Annotated in this window: 20 protein-coding genes; 10 read left to right on the forward strand and 10 right to left on the reverse strand. The window is 46.1% G+C overall.

Annotated elements, in window-relative coordinates; all coding sequences use genetic code 11:
• The 4 genes from B4F99_RS02685 to B4F99_RS02700 form a co-directional block, all read left to right on the forward strand.
• On the forward strand, positions 1 to 403 hold a 403-nt coding region (locus tag B4F99_RS02685; protein ID WP_414651130.1), incomplete at its 5' end, for an EamA family transporter.
• Between the two features lie 76 nt (positions 404 to 479).
• Complete coding sequence (deoC, locus tag B4F99_RS02690) at positions 480 to 1,145, forward strand: deoxyribose-phosphate aldolase (protein WP_023467449.1); 666 nt, start codon at positions 480 to 482, stop codon at positions 1,143 to 1,145.
• Between the two features lie 137 nt (positions 1,146 to 1,282).
• Entirely contained in the window at positions 1,283 to 2,257 is a 975-nt protein-coding gene (locus tag B4F99_RS02695; RefSeq protein WP_056060078.1) for a BMP family lipoprotein, read from the forward strand.
• Positions 2,254 to 3,903: a methyl-accepting chemotaxis protein gene (locus tag B4F99_RS02700; protein WP_290755130.1), complete on the forward strand. Its 1,650-nt coding sequence runs from the start codon at positions 2,254 to 2,256 to the stop codon at positions 3,901 to 3,903. The genes B4F99_RS02695 and B4F99_RS02700 overlap by 4 nt, the downstream gene beginning before the upstream one ends.
• Before the next feature lie 267 nt (positions 3,904 to 4,170).
• Here the strand turns inward: B4F99_RS02700 and mscL are convergent, their stop codons facing one another.
• The 7 genes from mscL to B4F99_RS02735 form a co-directional block, all read right to left on the reverse strand.
• Complete coding sequence (gene mscL, locus B4F99_RS02705) at positions 4,171 to 4,563, reverse strand: large-conductance mechanosensitive channel protein MscL (RefSeq protein WP_035409394.1); 393 nt, start codon at positions 4,561 to 4,563, stop codon at positions 4,171 to 4,173.
• Positions 4,564 to 4,575: 12 nt separating this feature from the next.
• Positions 4,576 to 5,457 carry a Cof-type HAD-IIB family hydrolase gene (locus B4F99_RS02710; protein WP_056059977.1) on the reverse strand — a complete coding sequence of 294 codons (882 nt, stop codon included), beginning with the start codon at positions 5,455 to 5,457 and terminating at the stop codon, positions 4,576 to 4,578.
• Between the two features lie 75 nt (positions 5,458 to 5,532).
• The gene (gene cls / locus B4F99_RS02715; RefSeq protein WP_290755133.1) at positions 5,533 to 6,984 is read right to left on the reverse strand and encodes a cardiolipin synthase; all 1,452 of its coding nucleotides are present in this window, start codon (positions 6,982 to 6,984) and stop codon (positions 5,533 to 5,535) included.
• A 135-nt stretch (positions 6,985 to 7,119) separates the two neighbouring features.
• Positions 7,120 to 8,529 carry a protoporphyrinogen oxidase gene (hemG, locus tag B4F99_RS02720; RefSeq protein ID WP_290755135.1) on the reverse strand — a complete coding sequence of 470 codons (1,410 nt, stop codon included), beginning with the start codon at positions 8,527 to 8,529 and terminating at the stop codon, positions 7,120 to 7,122.
• Entirely contained in the window at positions 8,519 to 9,451 is a 933-nt protein-coding gene (gene hemH / locus B4F99_RS02725) for a ferrochelatase (RefSeq protein WP_023467355.1), read from the reverse strand. Before hemH ends, hemG begins: the two co-directional genes overlap by 11 nt.
• Positions 9,448 to 10,494 carry a uroporphyrinogen decarboxylase gene (gene hemE, locus B4F99_RS02730; protein ID WP_035409400.1) on the reverse strand — a complete coding sequence of 349 codons (1,047 nt, stop codon included), beginning with the start codon at positions 10,492 to 10,494 and terminating at the stop codon, positions 9,448 to 9,450. The genes hemH and hemE overlap by 4 nt, the downstream gene beginning before the upstream one ends.
• Before the next feature lie 142 nt (positions 10,495 to 10,636).
• The gene (locus tag B4F99_RS02735; protein WP_035409401.1) at positions 10,637 to 10,939 is read right to left on the reverse strand and encodes a MerR family transcriptional regulator; all 303 of its coding nucleotides are present in this window, start codon (positions 10,937 to 10,939) and stop codon (positions 10,637 to 10,639) included.
• A 117-nt stretch (positions 10,940 to 11,056) separates the two neighbouring features.
• Here B4F99_RS02735 and B4F99_RS02740 point away from each other — a divergent pair, with 117 nt between their 5' ends.
• Positions 11,057 to 12,355, forward strand: coding sequence for an ammonium transporter (locus B4F99_RS02740; protein ID WP_035409402.1), 1,299 nt, complete (start codon positions 11,057 to 11,059; stop codon positions 12,353 to 12,355).
• Between the two features lie 62 nt (positions 12,356 to 12,417).
• Here the strand turns inward: B4F99_RS02740 and B4F99_RS02745 are convergent, their stop codons facing one another.
• Together B4F99_RS02745 and B4F99_RS02750 are read right to left on the reverse strand one after the other, a co-directional pair.
• Positions 12,418 to 13,482 (reverse strand): ABC transporter permease, encoded by a 1,065-nt coding sequence (locus tag B4F99_RS02745; RefSeq protein WP_290755137.1) that lies wholly within the window; start codon positions 13,480 to 13,482, stop codon positions 12,418 to 12,420.
• A gap of 69 nt (positions 13,483 to 13,551) precedes the next feature.
• Positions 13,552 to 14,286, reverse strand: coding sequence for an ABC transporter ATP-binding protein (locus B4F99_RS02750; protein WP_214856750.1), 735 nt, complete (start codon positions 14,284 to 14,286; stop codon positions 13,552 to 13,554).
• 312 nt (positions 14,287 to 14,598) lie between these two features.
• Here B4F99_RS02750 and B4F99_RS02755 point away from each other — a divergent pair, with 312 nt between their 5' ends.
• Positions 14,599 to 14,847 (forward strand): GlsB/YeaQ/YmgE family stress response membrane protein, encoded by a 249-nt coding sequence (locus tag B4F99_RS02755; protein ID WP_087679753.1) that lies wholly within the window; start codon positions 14,599 to 14,601, stop codon positions 14,845 to 14,847.
• 33 nt (positions 14,848 to 14,880) lie between these two features.
• Positions 14,881 to 15,132 (forward strand): GlsB/YeaQ/YmgE family stress response membrane protein, encoded by a 252-nt coding sequence (locus B4F99_RS02760; protein WP_087679752.1) that lies wholly within the window; start codon positions 14,881 to 14,883, stop codon positions 15,130 to 15,132.
• A gap of 35 nt (positions 15,133 to 15,167) precedes the next feature.
• Here B4F99_RS02760 and B4F99_RS02765 read toward each other — a convergent pair whose 3' ends face one another.
• Entirely contained in the window at positions 15,168 to 16,220 is a 1,053-nt protein-coding gene (locus tag B4F99_RS02765; RefSeq protein WP_290755142.1) for a TcaA second domain-containing protein, read from the reverse strand.
• Between the two features lie 130 nt (positions 16,221 to 16,350).
• Here B4F99_RS02765 and B4F99_RS02770 point away from each other — a divergent pair, with 130 nt between their 5' ends.
• From B4F99_RS02770 to B4F99_RS02780, 3 genes are all read left to right on the forward strand, one after another.
• Positions 16,351 to 16,776, forward strand: a complete 426-nt coding sequence (locus B4F99_RS02770; RefSeq protein WP_214856754.1) for an HIT family protein — start codon at positions 16,351 to 16,353, stop codon at positions 16,774 to 16,776.
• A 114-nt stretch (positions 16,777 to 16,890) separates the two neighbouring features.
• Positions 16,891 to 17,232 (forward strand): hypothetical protein, encoded by a 342-nt coding sequence (locus B4F99_RS02775; protein WP_214856756.1) that lies wholly within the window; start codon positions 16,891 to 16,893, stop codon positions 17,230 to 17,232.
• A gap of 83 nt (positions 17,233 to 17,315) precedes the next feature.
• Positions 17,316 to 17,885, forward strand: a complete 570-nt coding sequence (locus B4F99_RS02780) for an HTH-type transcriptional regulator Hpr (RefSeq protein ID WP_035409411.1) — start codon at positions 17,316 to 17,318, stop codon at positions 17,883 to 17,885.
• Positions 17,886 to 18,098 lie beyond the last annotated feature (213 nt).

The raw sequence follows: 18,098 nt of genomic DNA on the forward strand, positions 1-18,098 counted from the left end.
CGTCGTCAAAAAGCGGCGACCGCTGGAATCAACGGTCAGTCTGACGCTTGAGACGATGGCGCCACTTCCGCTTGCTTTGATTTTCCTCGGCTATTGGCAAGTACAGGGAACGTCTTCGATGACTGAATCGATCGGTACGATGACCGGACTTATCTTGACCGGGATCGTTACCGCCGTGCCACTTTTGTTATTTGGATTCGGGGCACAACGAATTCCGTTCACATGGGTCGGATTCCTTCAATTCGTCGCACCGACCTTGTCGCTCGGACTCGGTGTTTTGCTCTATCATGAACCGTTTACTAAAACACACATGGTGGCGTTTACATGTATTTGGACAGCAGCGACAGTCTTTACGCTCAATGGAGTCTGGATTCGAAAAAAACAGCTTCGAAAAGTCGCGTAAAAAGATAGAAGTCAGACCTCTTGCGTGATAGAATAAAATCAGAGTCTAAGGGATACCCTTAAGGAGGACAACAATCATGAATTTAGCAGGAATGATCGACCATACGGCACTGAAGCCAGAAACATCACGTGCTCAAATCGAGACACTCTGTAAAGAAGCATTAGAATACAAATTCGCAAGCGTCTGTGTTAACCCGACATACGTCGCGTTAGCAGCAGAACTCTTAAAATCAGATGATGACGTCAAAGTCTGTACAGTCATCGGCTTCCCACTTGGAGCAAACACGCCAGAAGTGAAAGCATTCGAAACAAAAGATGCCATTCAAAACGGTGCGACAGAAATCGATATGGTTCTAAACATCGGTGCATTAAAAGATGGCGATCTTGAGTTAGTTGAACGTGACATTCGTGCGGTTGTCGAAGCGGCAAACGGTACACTCGTTAAAGTCATCTTCGAAAACTGCCTTCTTACAAAAGAAGAAATCAAAACAGCTGCTGAACTTTCAGTTAAAGCAGGTGCTAACTTCGTGAAGACATCGACTGGTTTCTCAACAGGTGGTGCAACAGTCGAAGACATCCGTCTCATGCGTGAGACAGTTGGTCCTGACATCGGTGTTAAAGCATCTGGTGGCGTTCGTGACTTCGAAGGTGCAAAAGCAATGATCGATGCAGGTGCATCACGCATTGGTGCATCAGCAGGAATCGCAATCGTTACAGGTGGTACGTCTGATAGCGATTACTAAGAATATCTGACATGTCCCTCTTTTTTAGAGGGGCGTTTTTTTGTGTTATGGGACTATTCTGAATTTAAATTTTGTATTAAGAAGTCAGACATCGCTTCCGATAATCAGATGTAGAATGTCGGAAGGATGTGGAATGAATGAAACGGTGGAGCGGAATCATACTGGCATCGACACTAAGCCTTGCAGGATGCGGTAGTGTCATCGATGATCCAGAACGGGCAGTCAAGGAGCGAAAGGAAATGGCGGTCGTCTTATCGGACGTTGGTCTTGGCGATCAATCATTCAGCGATGCAGCGATGAGCGGTATGGCGTTGTTACGGGAGAAGGAAGGCTGGTCGATCGATTACCGGGAATTAAACGAAACGAAGACCTATAAAACAGCATTCGAAGCGTTAGCGAAAAAGAAGCCGACCGTTATCGTCGGACTCGGCTACATGGGGCAGACAGATCTTGAGACCGTCGCTAAAAAATATCCGAAACAACAATTCGCCTTGATTGATGCCGTCTCGACGTTACCGAACGTACTCTCGGTTACGTTCAAAGAGGACGAAGGAAGCTACTTAGCGGGTGCCGCTGCAGGAATCCAAACCAAGACGAATACGATTGGTTTCGTCGGTGGGATGAAGTCGCCTTTGATTGAGAAGTTCGAAAAAGGATACATAGCTGGCGCTAAAGCCGTCAATCCGAAAACAAAGGTACTCGTCGAATATGCGGAGGACTTTGCGGCGCCCGAAAAGGGACGGACGCTTGCAAACGAAATGATGCAGAAAAAGGCAGACGTGTTATATGCAGCTGCTGGATTAACAGGGAGCGGCGTCCTTGAGGCAGCGCAAACGAAGGGGAAAAAAGCTATCGGTGTTGATAGCGATCAGACCCCGATCGCGCCTGACGCCGTCATGACGTCGATGCTAAAACAAGTTGATCTTGCGATTACGAAAATCGGACAAGATGTGGATGCAAAAGGACTCCAATCTGGACAAGTCGTCCTAGGTGTCAAAGAAGGGGCAATCCAGTTGGCTCCAATCCGTAATACGAACTTTACGGACGGGGAACGAAAAAAATTAGAGCAGCTGCAACAAGACGTGCTCGAAGGTAAGGTGACGATCCAATGACGTTACGGAAACGATTTTTACTCTCAACATTAGTGACGATTTTGAGTGTCGTCATCTTGATGGGATGGACCTTGTTCCAACTCCGTCAAATTCAATCCTATAACGAAGACTACGGGAAACAACTCGTTGAAATTTCAGAACTCGAAACGAAGCTCTTATATGAACAGGCAGCATGGAACCGACTGGCAAGCCAACCGTCTGAGAGTCAGGCGGAGCAGGTTCAGGCTCTTAGTAGGAAGAACGAGCAAGCTTTGAATCAGCTACAGAAGACATATTTGATTCCAGCGTTTCAAGAAGAGTTGAACCGGGCGGATATGAAGTATAAGACGCTCGCTGCAAAACGGACGGAACTGACGGACGCGGTGAATCCGATTGACATTCGCTCCCATGCTGCACGAATCGAAGGTGTCCTTAGTGATCTCTATACGTTACATACGAAAAATGGGGAATTTTATGATGTCTTACAACGTGAGGCAAAAGAGGAGACATTGAATTTGACGCGGACCGTCCTAATCGCGACATTCCTCCTCCTGATTGGTCTAGCCTTATACAATTGGTACTTCGCACGTAGTATCACGCGACCGATCAGCCGTGTCGTCCGGACAGCAGAGCAAATTTCGGATGGAGACTTGTCACAGGAACTGGTCGTATCCGGTCGAAAAGATGAGATTGGTCGACTCGAGACGGCTGTTGCGCAGATGCAAGGAACTTTACATGAGGTCATCGGAACGATCAGTCGCTCGTCGAACACGATTCGTCAGATGAGTACGGAAGCGACGACGGAGAACGCGAACATCGTCGAAGTTTCTGGTAACATGACCCATGCGATTAATGAGATGGCGAGTGGTACACAAACGGTGTCGGATGATATCCAGACGACAGTCAGTACGATGTCCGATATGCAACAGCTCTTCGAGGAGAGTGAACAACGTGCACAAACCGCTTATGCAGAAGGACAAGCGGCCGATCACGTGATGGTTCAAAGTAGTTCCGTCATGGAACAGCAAGCACGGTCACTTCGCGCGTCAACAGAACAAAATCGTGAACTCGGTCAGAAACTGGAAGGTTTCTTAGAACAGACGCAACAAATCGAGCAGATGGCACAACTCGTCGCGGGAGTCTCTGCGCAGACGAATTTATTGTCACTCAATGCGGCTATCGAGGCTGCACGGGCTGGGGAAGCCGGTCGTGGATTTGCCGTCGTGGCAAGTGAAGTCAAAAAGTTAGCGGACGAGACAAATGAGGCGACACGTTCGATCTTCTCACTCGTCCGTTCGATTCGCCAAGACGGTGCTGTTTTACAAGAAGCACTCGTGCAAGCGGAGCGGGAACAGATGAACCAGGTCGAGAATTTTACACACGTCCAACAAGCATTCGGTGAGACGCGTCAAAAAGTAGCGAGTGTGACCGAAACACTCGATTATGTGACGAAACAACTCGTACATTCGAAACAACAAGCCCGCCATGTCGTTGGTCAAGTCAGTACAGTTAGTGGTGTCATGGAAGAACTTGCAGCCGGAAATGAAGAGATCGCTGCTTCGATGCGTGATCAACAGGCATCGTTCGAACAGATTCATCAATTGATGCAAGAACTCGAGTCGACGACGACGTCGCTTGACAGTCAGACACATCAATTCAAAATTTAATGAACACAGCAAGAGGCTGACTCAAAAGTCAGTCTCTACAAAGATAAGGGGGGACAGATCATCAATCTGTCCCCCTTATCTCATAATAAAAAGAATGACGCGTCACACGCCACTCCTACAGGAAAAACGCATTTGTGCGTTGTCAGAGACGAACAAGACCCGCTTTCCTGCTTCAAGGAAGCAGGAAAACTGGCTTGTGTCTCGCCTGAGGAAAGGGCGTGAAAAGACGCGTCATTCTTTTTTTGAGTCAGCCCCTTTTGGTATATATCAGTTTTTAGGTGATGACTCATTTTGACGAATCAAGGCATCTCTGATTTCTGTCAATAGTTTTTCTTCTGTCGTTGGTACCGCTTCTTCTTCGACGACTTCTTCCTTCTTCCGGAACGAAGTGATTCCTTTGACGAAGATGAACAAAGCAAAGGCAATCAATAAGAATTCGATACTCGCCTGAAGGAACTGACCGTACTGTAATTTTGCATTTCCGACCATGATTGATAATCCTTTGACATCAATACCACCGATGATGATACCGATCAACGGCATGAAGACGCTGTCGACGAGTGATTTGATAATCCCGCTGAACGCAGCACCGAGAATGACTCCGACCGCTAAATCGATCACATTGCCTCGAAAAGCAAACTCCTTAAATGCCTTAAACATGAAAAATCCCCCTTACCAAGCACGGGACGCCAATTGCTGAATCGCATATCCGACGCCGTGCTCATCGTTTGTTTTCGTTACGTGATGCGCAATCGCTTTTGCTTCATCATGACCATTCCCCATCGCGATCGCCTTTCCAGCAACCTTAAACATGGGAAGATCGTTCAAATTATCACCGATGACAGCGACTTGTTCGATCGGCACACCAAGGTGGTCCGCGAGGATTTTAACTGCCGTTCCTTTATCGGCACCGACTGCCATGACTTCGATGTTATCGTGTCCTGACGACGTGACATAGACACCCTCGACTTTCTGCTCGATTTCCTGCCAGATTGTTTTCATCAATTCTTGATCAAATGAGAACGAAATGAACTTGAATACTTTTCCCGCTTGATTACGAATGTATGACCGGAATCCATCAATCATCTTGACGTCTTCGTGGACATAATAGCGATCGTGGAAGAAATCAAGCACTTGTTTTGCCCGATCACTTTCTTCACTTAATTCTTTTAACGAATCGTAGGCTGCATCAATCGTCGCTCCTTGCGCTGTCACGAGTCCTTGATCACAGAACATCTCGAAGAAGACTTCGTACTGGCTAATGATGCCGTAAATTTGCTGTGCCTGTTCTGTCGTTAGAGTCGTCGCACTCAACTCTTCTCCATCGACGGTCATCACACGTGCCCCGTTTGAAGCAATGATCGGACAATGAATTCCTGCGGCATCCGTCAATTCTTTAGCATTTAAGTAATTACGTCCTGTTGCAATTGCAAACTCGACACCTTGTTCGCGTGCTGCTTCAATTGCCTGAATCGTCTCCGGTTCTATTCGTTGTTTGCCCGAAAGAACGGTACCATCCATGTCTGATACGAGTAATTTAATTGGATTTGCCATCGTCTTCACTCTCCTCTTTTTCTATTTCCATACCACTATACCATTTTTCACATTTTGACTGGTCGTAAACACAGTTTACAAGATTGGTGACAACAAACGCGAAATACTTTCCTTGAATTTGATCATTCTTGAACGCGCAACATACGACTCGACCGTCATGAGCTTTGATACATCACAATCGGCTAAGAAGAGCCGTTCTAGTTTAATTGCTACTTCCTGATCATAGACGATTGTATTCATTTCGAAATTTAAACGGAAACTTCGTGCATCGATATTCGTCGTCCCGACTGAAGCAATCTCTCCATCAACAACAATCGTCTTCGCATGTAAAAATCCAGGTTCATACGTGTAGACTTTAGCTCCGTACGACAACAACTCTCCTACAGCAGCTGTCGTCGCCCAGTAAACGAATGGATGGTCCGGCTTATTCGGAATCATGATGCGCACCTCCACTCCAGACAGAAGGGCTGCCTTACATGCATCTAAATAACTCGTGTCTGGAATGAAATAAGGCGATTGAATGTAAATCGTCCGCTTTGCCTCATTGATCATCTTGATCAAAGCAAGCTTCAGATATTCTGAACGGGAATCCGGACCCGACGTGACGATCTGCATCGGTAATATATTCTGAACCCTGTGTGTCCCGTAGTAGAACAATGATTTTTCTGTATAGACGTCACTCGCTTGATTCCAGTCAAGAATAAAACGGTCGAGCTGATCGTGAACGACATCACCTTTCAAGCGAAAATGCGTATCCCGCCAGTAGCCGAACTTTTCGTCGATACCTAGATATTCCGTACCGACGTTAAATCCACCAATGTAGCCGATTCGACCGTCAATGATACAGGATTTACGGTGATTGCGGTTATTTAAGCGAAAATTAACGAAACCGATCGTCGACGGGAAAAAAGCGAACACTTCTCCCCCGTGTACCAGTAAATCTTTGAAATCCGTCCGTTTGAGACTACGTGATCCGACAGCATCGTATAATAGACGGACTTTGATTCCACGACGAGCACATTCGGTTAATGCATCGATCAACGCTAGCCCAAGGCGATCTTTCTGAATGATGTAGTATTGAATATTCACTTCATGTTCTGCCTGGCGGATATCTTGAATCATCCTATTGAATTTCTGTTCTCCATCCGAAAGAATCTGCAGTTGATTCGAGAGACTGAGTAACGAACCGTTCGACATCAGATTCATCCGAATCATATCCCGGTGCTTTTGAATCATCGGGTGCCGCCCCATCGTCACGAGTTCTTTTTTCTGTAAGGCAATCCGTCTATCGTGTTCTAGTTGTTCTTCTTCCGTAATACGATAAAAATTCGATTTTTTCAACAATCTTCCGAAAAACAGATAGACGAGAAACCCAACGAGTGGAACGAAATACAAGATGAACACCCATGCCCACGTCGCACCAATATCGCGCCGTTCGAGAAAAATAACCGTTAGGACCGCAAAGATATTCATGATGAGCAATCCGTAGACGATGATGATCGTGAACGTACTCCATACTTCCACCATACGATTCCCTCCCGTTTCAACGGTATTGTTCGATTTTGGTCCCTTGTCTCCTATTCCCGTTTCCTTCCGTGTCATTCTTTTGAAGACAAAAAAACCTTTTTAAAGCACGAATGGCTTCAAAAAGGTTTAGGTCTTTCATGATTCTTGACATGGTTCCGGTTGTTGTAACGCCATTTGTTCAAGTGTCGCTTTGACACCTGCTACACAGTCTGGCAATCCAACACCATCATAAGCAAGTCCGGCTAAATGAATGTGTGGATAGTGCGAAGCGATGGTTTCTCGCACTTCTTGAATCCGCTGTGCATGCCCTACCGTGTAGGCCGGTAAGCCGTCTAATAGACGACTGATGACGACACGTTCCGGTTGCAACGGACGACCACAGATGGCTTCAAGATCTTCTAAGACGACCCGTTCAATCATTTCGTCTGATTCACGAACGAGTGCATCTTTTCCGGGACGACCGATGAAGGCACGAAGCACGGTATGATTCGGTGCTGCATGATTCCACTTTTGATCAATCGCCGTACACGCTGTAATCGAATACGGTGCCTGACGGTTGACGATGAAACCTGTTCCATCGATCGGCAACGCTGTTTCCTTATCGAAAATCAACGTGACTGTCGCCGTCGAGTGTGTCGAGAGGTTCGCAAGCCCAGGCAGCGTCGCTTCTGGTAACAGGGACACGATTTGGCGATGCGGAATCGTCAACAAAATATCATCGGCATACTCTGGACCATGATCCGTTTCGAGACGATACCGCCCATCTTCTTCCCGTTTAATCGAGCGAAGTGGTGTCTCAAGACGAATTTCTGTCCGTTCAAGCACCTCTTCTAGCCGCTCGACGAGAGACTCGAGTCCAGTAGCGAGCGATAAAAATTGACCTGTCGCTTTGAGCGTCGGACCTTGTTCTTGGTCAAGCGGACGCATGAGACGCATTCCTTCAAACAAACTTCCTGCCTTTTGTTCATTTGCAACAAATTGTGGGTAGGTCGCAAACGTACTCATCCGGTCGATATCACCAGCATAAATGCCTGAAAGAAGCGGTTCGATCAGCTTCTCGACGAGCGCATCTCCAAGACGCGGACGCAAATACTCTCCTAGTGGGATATCTGTTTCTGGAATCGTCAAATCAGGAGCAGGGTGAAGCAATCGTTCTGACACTTCTGCTTTTTCTTCTTCCGTCAACAAAGAAGTCTTTGCAAATAACTCTAAATCCGTCGGGATACCCATGACGGCACCTTTTGGAATCGGGTGGAGACCTCGCGCATCCAATATATAGGCTTGCGACGTGTTATTACGAACGAGTTGCTCCCCTAATCCAATCTCTTCGATGAGATCCGTCAGTACGTGTTTTCGTGCGACATACGAATCTGGTCCCCGCTCGATCGTCAATCCTTCGTCCCGATATGTTGCCACCTTACCACCGAGACGACCTTCTGCCTCAAGTAACGTGATGTTCATTTCCGGAAACTGTTTCTCTGCATAATAGGCGGCCGCAAGTCCTGAAATACCGCCGCCCACGATGACGAGACGTTTACTGGACATAACTACCCACCTGTTTCGCGACGGCTTCCGTGACAGCTTTCATGAAAGCAGGATCCGCGTTTGGCATGACAGGTCGCGCATAATGGATTCCGAGTTCGTCGCAGACGACTTTACACTCATAGTCATTATCGAATAATACTTCTAGATGGTCCGCAACGAAGCCGACTGGCACGTAAACGAACGCTTCGTATCCTTTTTCTTCGTAAACATCACGTGTCAGATCCTGAACATCAGGGCCGAGCCATGGCTCAGGTGTTTGTCCAGCTGATTGCCAACCTGTGATCATATGCGGTACACCGGCACGTTGTGCAATCAATTCGGCAGTTTCTTTCAATTGCTCTGGGTACGGATCGCCGTTTGCGATGATTTTCTCAGGCAGACTGTGCGCCGAAACGACGAGAACGGCTTTTTCTTCAGGAACTGGTAAAGCGTCGAACGTCTTGCGGATTTCTTTCCCCCACCAATCGAGAAATGCTTCTTCTTTGTACCACGATTCAACGGATGCGAGACGAATACCGTGCTGATCTGCGACTTCCTTCGCACGACCATTATATGAACGAATACTGAACGTCGAATAGTGCGGTGCTAAAACGACCGTGACCGCTTCTGTGATGCCGTCTTTTGCCATTTGCTCGACAGCATCCTCAACGAATGGCTCGATGTGCTTTAGACCAAGATAAAGCTTAAACTCGATTTCACCGGCATATTTCTCAGACAATTGACGGTGCAGCTCTTCTGCCTGGTCAATCGTGACTTGTGCGAGTGGTGAGACTCCACCAATGGCTTCGTAGCGTTCCGTCAACTCTGCCAATGCTTCTGGAGACGGTTTGCGTCCGCGGCGGATATGCGTATAATACCGCTCGATATCTTCAGGTTTATACGGCGTACCATACGCCATGACAAGTAATCCTAACGTCTTCATTTTTCTACCTCCATTTTTTCTTTCGAATAATCATGGATAAATGCAGTCAAACGTTTCAATACTTCTGGATCAACTTCCGGGAAGATGCCGTGACCGAGGTTGAAGATGAACCCTGGTTGTTTCATTCCCATGTCGAGAATCTCCTTCGCTTTCGCTTCAAGGATATCCCATGGTGCTAACAGATAAGACGGATCGAGGTTCCCTTGGACGGGTTTCGTCAGCCCACGTTCACGTGCTTCATCGATCGATAAGCGCCAATCGAGTCCAACGACGTCTAACGGTAAGCTATGCCACTCTTCTGCCAAATGACTCGCCCCTACACCGAACATGATCATCGGCACGCCTGTATCTTTTAGTTCCGTGAAAATGCGTTCCATCGTCGGTTTGATGTAACGGACATAATCTTTCCGGCTTGTCGTTCCGACCCATGAATCAAAGATTTGGAACGCTTGAATCCCTGCATCTACTTGTGATTTGATGTAATCGATGACCATGTCACCTAGTTTCTCCATTAAGGCATGCCATACTTCAGGTTGTCCATACATCAATGCTTTCGTTTTATGGTATCCCTTTGAAGGTCCACCTTCAATCATATAGCTCGCAAGTGTAAATGGCGCCCCGGAAAAACCAATTAACGGCACTTCAAGTCGTTCCCGTAATAAACGAATTGTTTCATAAATGTACGGAATATCTTCACGGTTGAACGGTTGCAGTGCTTCGACATCTGCCATCGTGCGAATCGGATTCGCAATGACTGGACCAATGCCACTCTTGATTTCAACATCAACGCCCATCGACGGAAGTGGCGTCATGATATCTTTATATAGAATCGCTGCATCGACTCCTAGTTGTTTTACAGGTAGTTCTGTCACATATGCGCCTAGCTCCGAGTCATGCGTGATCTCGAAAAGCGTCCGTGTCTTCTTGATTTCACGATATTCCGCTTGATAACGACCTGCTTGTCGCATGTACCAGACGGGAACGTGATCAATCTGCTCGCCACGGATCGCCCGCAAAAACGTATCATTGAATTTCTTCATCATAACTACCCCTTTATACTCGTTCTAACGCCCCAAAAAACGTACGATAAGTTTGTGAACACAGAAACATTATATCTGAAATTAAGAAGTCTGTGCCAATAAATCGTTTACAAAATGACAGTTCTGTTACCAGTTCATGAAATGTTCACTGTTTCTTGTAAAGACCGAATGCAGCGTTTAACTGACCACGAATTAAGTCAGAACGTTGCTGTTCCGTTACCTTACGTTCTTTTTCTCGAATTTCGTGCGTGCGCCAACCATCCTCGATTTTTTCCGCGACTTCGACGAGTCGCTCGACATCCGTAAACGAATATTTTCGCGTCTTTCCATTTGTCCGTTCTGGAAAGATTAATTTCCGTTCCTCATAGTAACGAATCTGACGTTCTGACAAGCCGGTCAATTCACAGACGATTCCGATCGACATCACCTTTTTTTCGCGGTACTTCATCTCCGTCACTCCTTTCTACAAAAATACCATGTCAGATTTTCTGACACAACACGTTTCTTTTAAAGTATTTCCGTCTAAAGTAAACACATACTTTAAATGGATAAAGGAGGAACGATAATGAAACTGGAACAACTCGCAATTTCAGTCGATACGTTTTATGTCTTATTCGCAGCACTGCTCGTCTTTACGATGCAAATCGGATTCTTACTTCTGGAAACAGGGATGTTACGGGCAAAGAACGCGGGGCACGTCGCTGTTAAACAAATTATCAGCTTCTCAGTTGCCGCTCTAGCCTTTTGGGCTATCGGATTCGGATTGACGTTCGGTGATGGTAACTCCATTATCGGAACAGAAGGATTCTTCTTACATGGAGGATTCAGCAGTCTTGATTGGTCGAACATCACGATTGATGTAAAGTTCCTCTTCCAACTCTCGTTTGTCGCCGTCTCTCTCGCAATCGCTTGGGGCGGATTCGCAGAACGTGCTAAATTATCCGTTTACTTGTTGTTCGGAACGTTTTTCGTTGCTATCATCTATCCGATCATTGCTCGTTCCGTTTGGGCAGGTGGATTCCTTGGTTCGCTCGGAATGCAAGATTTCGCCGGGTCAACGGTCGTCCACTTACAAGGTGGGATTGCTGCACTTGTTGCTGCTTTACTGCTTAAGAAAAGAATCGGTGCTGAAAAAACACCGTTGCTTGGACACAATGTCATTTATTCTGTCGTCGGTGCCTTCATCCTCTGGTTATGTTGGTTCGGCTTCAACGCTGGTTCGACATTAACGATTGCCGACGGATTCTTTAGTTACGTTGCTTTGACGACGTTACTCGCGACTGCAGCAGGTGCCCTCGGCGCTCTTGCCATCTCGTTCTGGCACCGTCGCGTCGCAGATATTCCTTCGATCATCAACGGTGTATTAGCTGCACTCGTCGCCATTACTGCAGCCTGTGCCTTTGTGGAACCATGGGCAGCCGTCGTCATTGGTTTCCTTGCTGGTGTGATCACGTATGGAACGAGCATTCTTCTCGCAAGTCGCGTGGATGATCCACTTTGCGCCTTCTCCGTTCATGGCGTCGCTGGTATCTGGGGTACACTCGCAACTGGATTCTTCGCTTCACCACGACTCGTTGAAATCACAGGTATCGGACAAGCAGGACTCTTCTATGGGGGTGGCTTCACGCAACTCGGTGTTCAAGCTCTTGGTGTCGTCTTTGCTATCGTCATCGTCAGCGTCTTAAGTTATGCTTTCTTAAAAGTCCTCGACCTTACGATCGGACTTCGAATCACACGCGAAGATGAACTCCGTGGTCTTGACGTCGCGGAACATGGTCAAGCTTCTTACGATCTTCCTGCTCCTGTCAGCAAGGAATTGCATATGGTTGAAGAAGAAGATCTATCAAACGAACGTGTCAATTAATGGTTCATAACGAATAAGAGCCTATGCGATGAACATCCATCGCGTAGGCTCTTTCTTGTTTATTATTTTCGGGCATAGTATTCACCAATTACAAGTGCTATAGCTGCCCCACCAACGACATACATGGATCCACTTAAGAAGAATCCAAGTAGCGTCAAAACGATGCATTGACTGATTGCTGCGAAGCGGATGATTTTCCGTTTAGCATGTACGGCATTCCCAAATGGCAATAAGCGAGTCAACAGATGCTGATCGACTGCTTTCGTAAACGGCGCCAATTGAAAACTCGTTAATCCACCAAACGCAGGAATCGCAAGTGCCACGAACCAAACGTTACCGCTCGCCAACCACATGAACACAGCCCCGATCAGTGTTAAACGAACAATCAATCCGATGCCGTCCCCACTCCGGATGAACTGTTTGACATACAAATAATCGAATGTCGTCTGGGCTTGGTACGGAATCCGCTCGACCATGTTACTTAAGAGACGACGGTGTTTATACGTTGCCGATAGATGTGGGACATCGACGAACCAGTTGGCTAGTCGATAAAAACGATCACGTGATTCTCGTTCGAGCGCAATCCATTCACGTAATGGGAGATGATCCTGACGCTTCAGATGAAGGACGACCATTAACAGCAAGGCAACGACGATCGACATCCATGCCATATCGATGATGACGAGTAGTGCTGCTCCAAATGCATACAATAACACTGTTCGATGTGCGATGCCTTCAAGCTTGGATAAATTCGCAGCCGCTCCGAACAAAGCAAGTGCTGCTCCAAGTAAAACAAGTTCAAGTGGTGTCGTCTGTTCCGTTCGAACATAGAGAACAACGACAGCTAAAAACGGAATCACGGCACGGATGATACCAAAAATCGCATTATATGCGCGCACCTGTTGCATGAAACTGGATAACTTCGCTAACACGGGTAATAGAAACACTTGATCCGCCTCGACAAGAAACGTTCGACTTGTCCGGTAGAGCGGCAGAATCAGAAATAAGGCTGCCATGACGAATCGACCTGGAAACGATGGATCGAGTTGGTCGAGGAAACGACCGTAGACGACTAATGCGTATAAAATAACAAAGTAGACGGTGAATAACAGTCCACCATTCGCCATATATCGTGTATATTTCANNTGTTTCCGTCATCGCCGCCTGATACCGTTCCTTCCATAAGGACTGGCTATTCATCGTTCTGCCTCCTCGATCGCAGCAACGTACAGATCATCCAGCGTTCCATCTTGTAGTCCATAACGAGCTCGTAAAGCAGCCGTTGTCCCTTCCGCTGCAATATGTCCTTCATGTAAGAGAACGAATCGGTTGCAGTGGCGCTCGGCTGTCTCCAGGATATGCGTTGACATTAAAATTCCTTTACCGTCCTGCTTCAGTTCACTAAAAATCTGAAGCAACTCTCGGATTGCCAGTGGATCAAGTCCAACGAATGGTTCATCAACGATCAACAATTCACTCCCCGTGACAAGGGCGCACAAGATCATTGCTTTTTGTTTCATCCCTTTTGAAAAGACACTCGGAAACCATTCGAGTTGTTTCGTCATTCGAAGTCGTTCAGCGTAATGTTGCGCGCGCTCTGTCGCAATCGTCTCTTCGACATCATATCCTTGCGCCATTAAACGAAGATGCTCCCGCAACGTTAACTGTTCATATAACATTGGCTGTTCCGGAATATATGCGACTTGACGACGATACTCGGTTTCATTCGTTGCTAAATCCAATCCATTGATTCGAACTGATCCCGTCTTGACTGGTAGTAATCCAAGGATGTGCTTGATCGTCGTCGATTTCCCCGCACCGTTTAAACCAATTAAACCAACGAGTTCACCCCGATCGACTTCGATATTAATGTCATGAAGGACGGTTTTCGATCCATATCCGCCTGATAAACCTTTGATATCCAATAACATGTTTGCCACTCCCTTTAAGCTCATCGTAAGGTAGATCTTCTTAGACTTTCTAGCTTCGTGCCTCATTTTTTAAAATATAATGTTTTAATACTTGTTTTTTCGGCAATTACTCTAAGTGTAATCGTTACATCAATATATGAAAACGATTTACATGCAAATCGAAAGTGAAAACGATGAATCGTTCATTTAATCTCTATCAAGTGGTCTAATCTTCTAGTCCTTTCAATGAATGATTTCTTTTTTTTCACTTTCACACGTGTTTATAACTGCCTGGAAACAGGTAAAACTAATATGTAGAGGAGTTGTTTAAAAATGGGATTCTTATGGGCATTAATCGTTGGTGGTCTCATCGGTTGGATCGCAAGTTTAATCATTGGAAAAGATGTACCGGGCGGCATCATCGGTAACATCATCGCTGGTTTCATCGGTTCGATGATCGGTCAAGCCATCTTTGGTTCAATGGGACCAAAAATCGCTGGTTTCGCAGTCATTCCGGCTATTCTCGGAGCAGTCATCTTGATCTTCATCGTTTCACTTATTCTCCGGGCAGTACGCAAGTAATCATAAATTTTAAATTGAAAAGGAGTGTTTTAAATGGGATTCTTATGGGCATTAATCGTCGGCGGTATTATTGGTTGGTTAGCAAGCTTGATTTTAGGTAAAGATGTTCCAGGCGGTATCATCGGTAACATTATCGCTGGTTTCGTAGGTGCAATCATCGGTCAAGCATTATTTGGAGATTGGGGTCCAATGGTTGCCGGATTCGCAATCGTTCCTGCTTTACTCGGAGCTATCATTCTTATCCTTATCGTATCGTTCATTCTCCGTGCGGTGAATAAACGATAACCAAAAATCCTCGGACGTTCTGTCCGAGGATTTTTTTAGTCTTTTAATTGTAACCACATGCCGTCTTCTCGCTCGACGACTCGTTTTTCTGCTCGTAAGTTCAACCATTCGAACACACCTTCGAGAAAACTAGACGGATATTCCCAAACGGTACCGACTTGCTCTCGCTTCTTTCGTTCTGGTTTTCCAGCGACAGCTTCCAATTCATCCGGAGTCTTATTCAATCGGATCAACAATTCTTGCACCTGACCCGACTGATAGGTCACTTCATATCCATCGTATCGTGCTCGGTTGGCAACAGTCGAATCAGGCGTACCGAACGTATTCTCGAACGAATCACGCGAACGTCCGAGATAGCCCGTCATCGTATTGATACTTTTTCCAGTTCGCGCTTTCACTTCCGTCTCAAGTAATGTTTTGATATCGACTGCATATTCGTTCGAAACGGTCGTATTGAACCGATCAGCCAATTTAAAGTCGACTGTCGCGTTCGGTTCATCTCCGAGTTGTACAGTCTTTGATTCCTGGACGGTCTGTCCTGATTGTTCCGCACTTACTTGAACATCGTATTCTCCTGGAGAACGCTTGATTTCTAGTGATGTTCCATCCATCGTTCCAATGACTTCCCCGTCTAATGATACTTCTGTTTTAGGGACATCACTTGAAACGGATAATCGTTGAGGATTCACATCGAGAGAGTACCGATCATACCAAAGCCATCCATCTTCTTCTTGTAACGAAAACAGATGTGCCTTTACTTGTTTACCAGAGTCTTGATCCTGTTTGACTTGTGCGATGACCCGGTCCGTTCGTTCTGATTCAGTCGTCAACCAAGTAATGAGTCGTGTCGCCTCACTCATCGGTAGTGACTTACCGTTCATCGTGACTAGTTGTTGGAATCCACGCTGATCCTTTTCCTTCAATAGAGTAGCAAGCCGCTCGTCCGTTTTCTCCATTTTTGCCGCCTCTTGCATGTTGCGCCCAAACCAAAAGGCAACTAACAAAAACAGACAGGCGATGAAGGCGCTACCAATGAGTAAACGTCGTTTTCGTTTTTTCTGTGCCGTTGAGGCTATTCGTGATGCCATGCACTTCGCTCCTTTTTCTCCATTAGCTGTATGGTCTTAAGTGTATCGGGTTCAAGTTGACTGTCAATCGTGCGGAAGGCGGAAACTTTCCGTATACTAATATTATCTTACCCAAAGGAGTGACTGTTCCATGCAAAAAGAATCATGTATCTTCTGTAAAATCGCTCGCAAAGAAGTTCCTGGTCATATCGTATTTGAGAACGAAACCGTTCTCGCCTTCCTCGACTTGTCACAAGTGACGAAAGGACATACGCTCGTCATCCCAAAACAGCATGCCGATAATATGTATGATCTCTCGCCTGAACAGGCACAGGACGTGTTTGCGACGATTCCGCAAATCAGCCGTGCGCTTCAACAAGAGACAGAGGCAGCTGGTATGAACCTTCTATCCAATACAGGAAAAGTAGCCGGTCAATCAGTCTCACACTTCCATTTGCATCTCATTCCTCGTCACGATAAGCAAGACGGATTCGGCGCGAAGTGGGAAGTCCATAACGACGAGTATACGGCAGAAGAATTGGCTGAGCTCGCAAATTCAATCGCTTCGCATATCTAAGGCTGTTCTTTTTCTTCTCTCCTTAGAAAAATATTGCCGAAATAGGTTTCTTTCATTCAATTTTCGGTAAAATAATATGAAACAAATATTTTAATATTAAAAAGGAGGTTTATCATGTCGAAGCGTCCCGCCCGTAACTGGGTCGCTTTTGGTGCTACGCTAACACTTGTGACTTTTTATGGTCTGAAGGCGCTTCGCCAAGGTACGAAAAGCGACTCTTCGAACGGTCATCAACGTCGAAATTCTTATTCTACAATCGTAACGAATGTGCAGGATTTGACCCACGAGGGCAAGAACTTAGTAGAGACAGCAAAAGCGTCTGGTATGCACTTCAAGGAAGAAGTCATGCAGAGCGTCTCGGAATACCAAACGGAAGTCCAAGCATCGCTCACGAAGATCCAGTCTCTCGCTGATGAAGCGAAACAGGAAGCAGACCAGCTTTCTCCACAAAAGTAAGATCCGTTGCTTCGATTTGTTTTTGTATAGTTTGCATTTTGCGCGTTTGAGCCATTGTCACCTTTCGAAAGGATGAGTCAGATATGGAACACGAAAAGTTATATCCTGGACAAGAAGCATTATTGTATAGCCATAAAATTGTCCAATTAAGCAAAGCACTATGGAAAACGGTAGAAAAAGATTGGCAAAATTGGATCAAGCCTTTTGATCTGAACATCAACGAACACCATATTTTATGGATTTCGCATGCCCTAGGTGGTGCCTCGATTTCTGAGATCGCGAAGTATGGTGTCATGCACGTCTCGACGGCATTCAACTTCTCGAAGAAGTTAGAGGACCGCGGATTGTTGACGTTCTCGAAAAAGGAAACTGATAAACGAAATACCTATGTCCAGTTGACACCGGCAGGCGAATCGCTTTTACTCGAGACGATCCAAGCATTCCGTCCCGAAGAAAATGGCGTCTTCCGCGCATCACTTCCTCTTCAGGAATTGTACGGTAAGTTCCCAGAACTGACGGATATTTCTGCAATCGTGCGTCGTTTGTACGGAGACAGCTTCATGGACATCTTTGCCGAGACATCGAAGATGATCACGGAAGAAGCAGATCGCCGTCCGCAAGATCCTGTCATGGACTCGATAAAAAAAGCATAAGCATACTATCATCAAAAGCGTTTTAGCCTTCAGCTAGAATGCTTTTTTTAGGTCTTATTTCCTCATGACAGGGACATTACTACTATGTCTCAAGAGTGTTATTTCCCTCACAATTTCCCATAAAAATTATCCTCACCCGACTACCTGGATGTGATAGCATGGAAAAGAGCAAGTATCTCTTGGCATGACAAGATACAGCTGTCAACCAAACGA

The sequence above is a fragment of the Exiguobacterium sp. UBA3491 genome (assembly GCF_002377745.1).
Classification (GTDB): domain Bacteria; phylum Bacillota; class Bacilli; order Exiguobacteriales; family Exiguobacteriaceae; genus Exiguobacterium_A.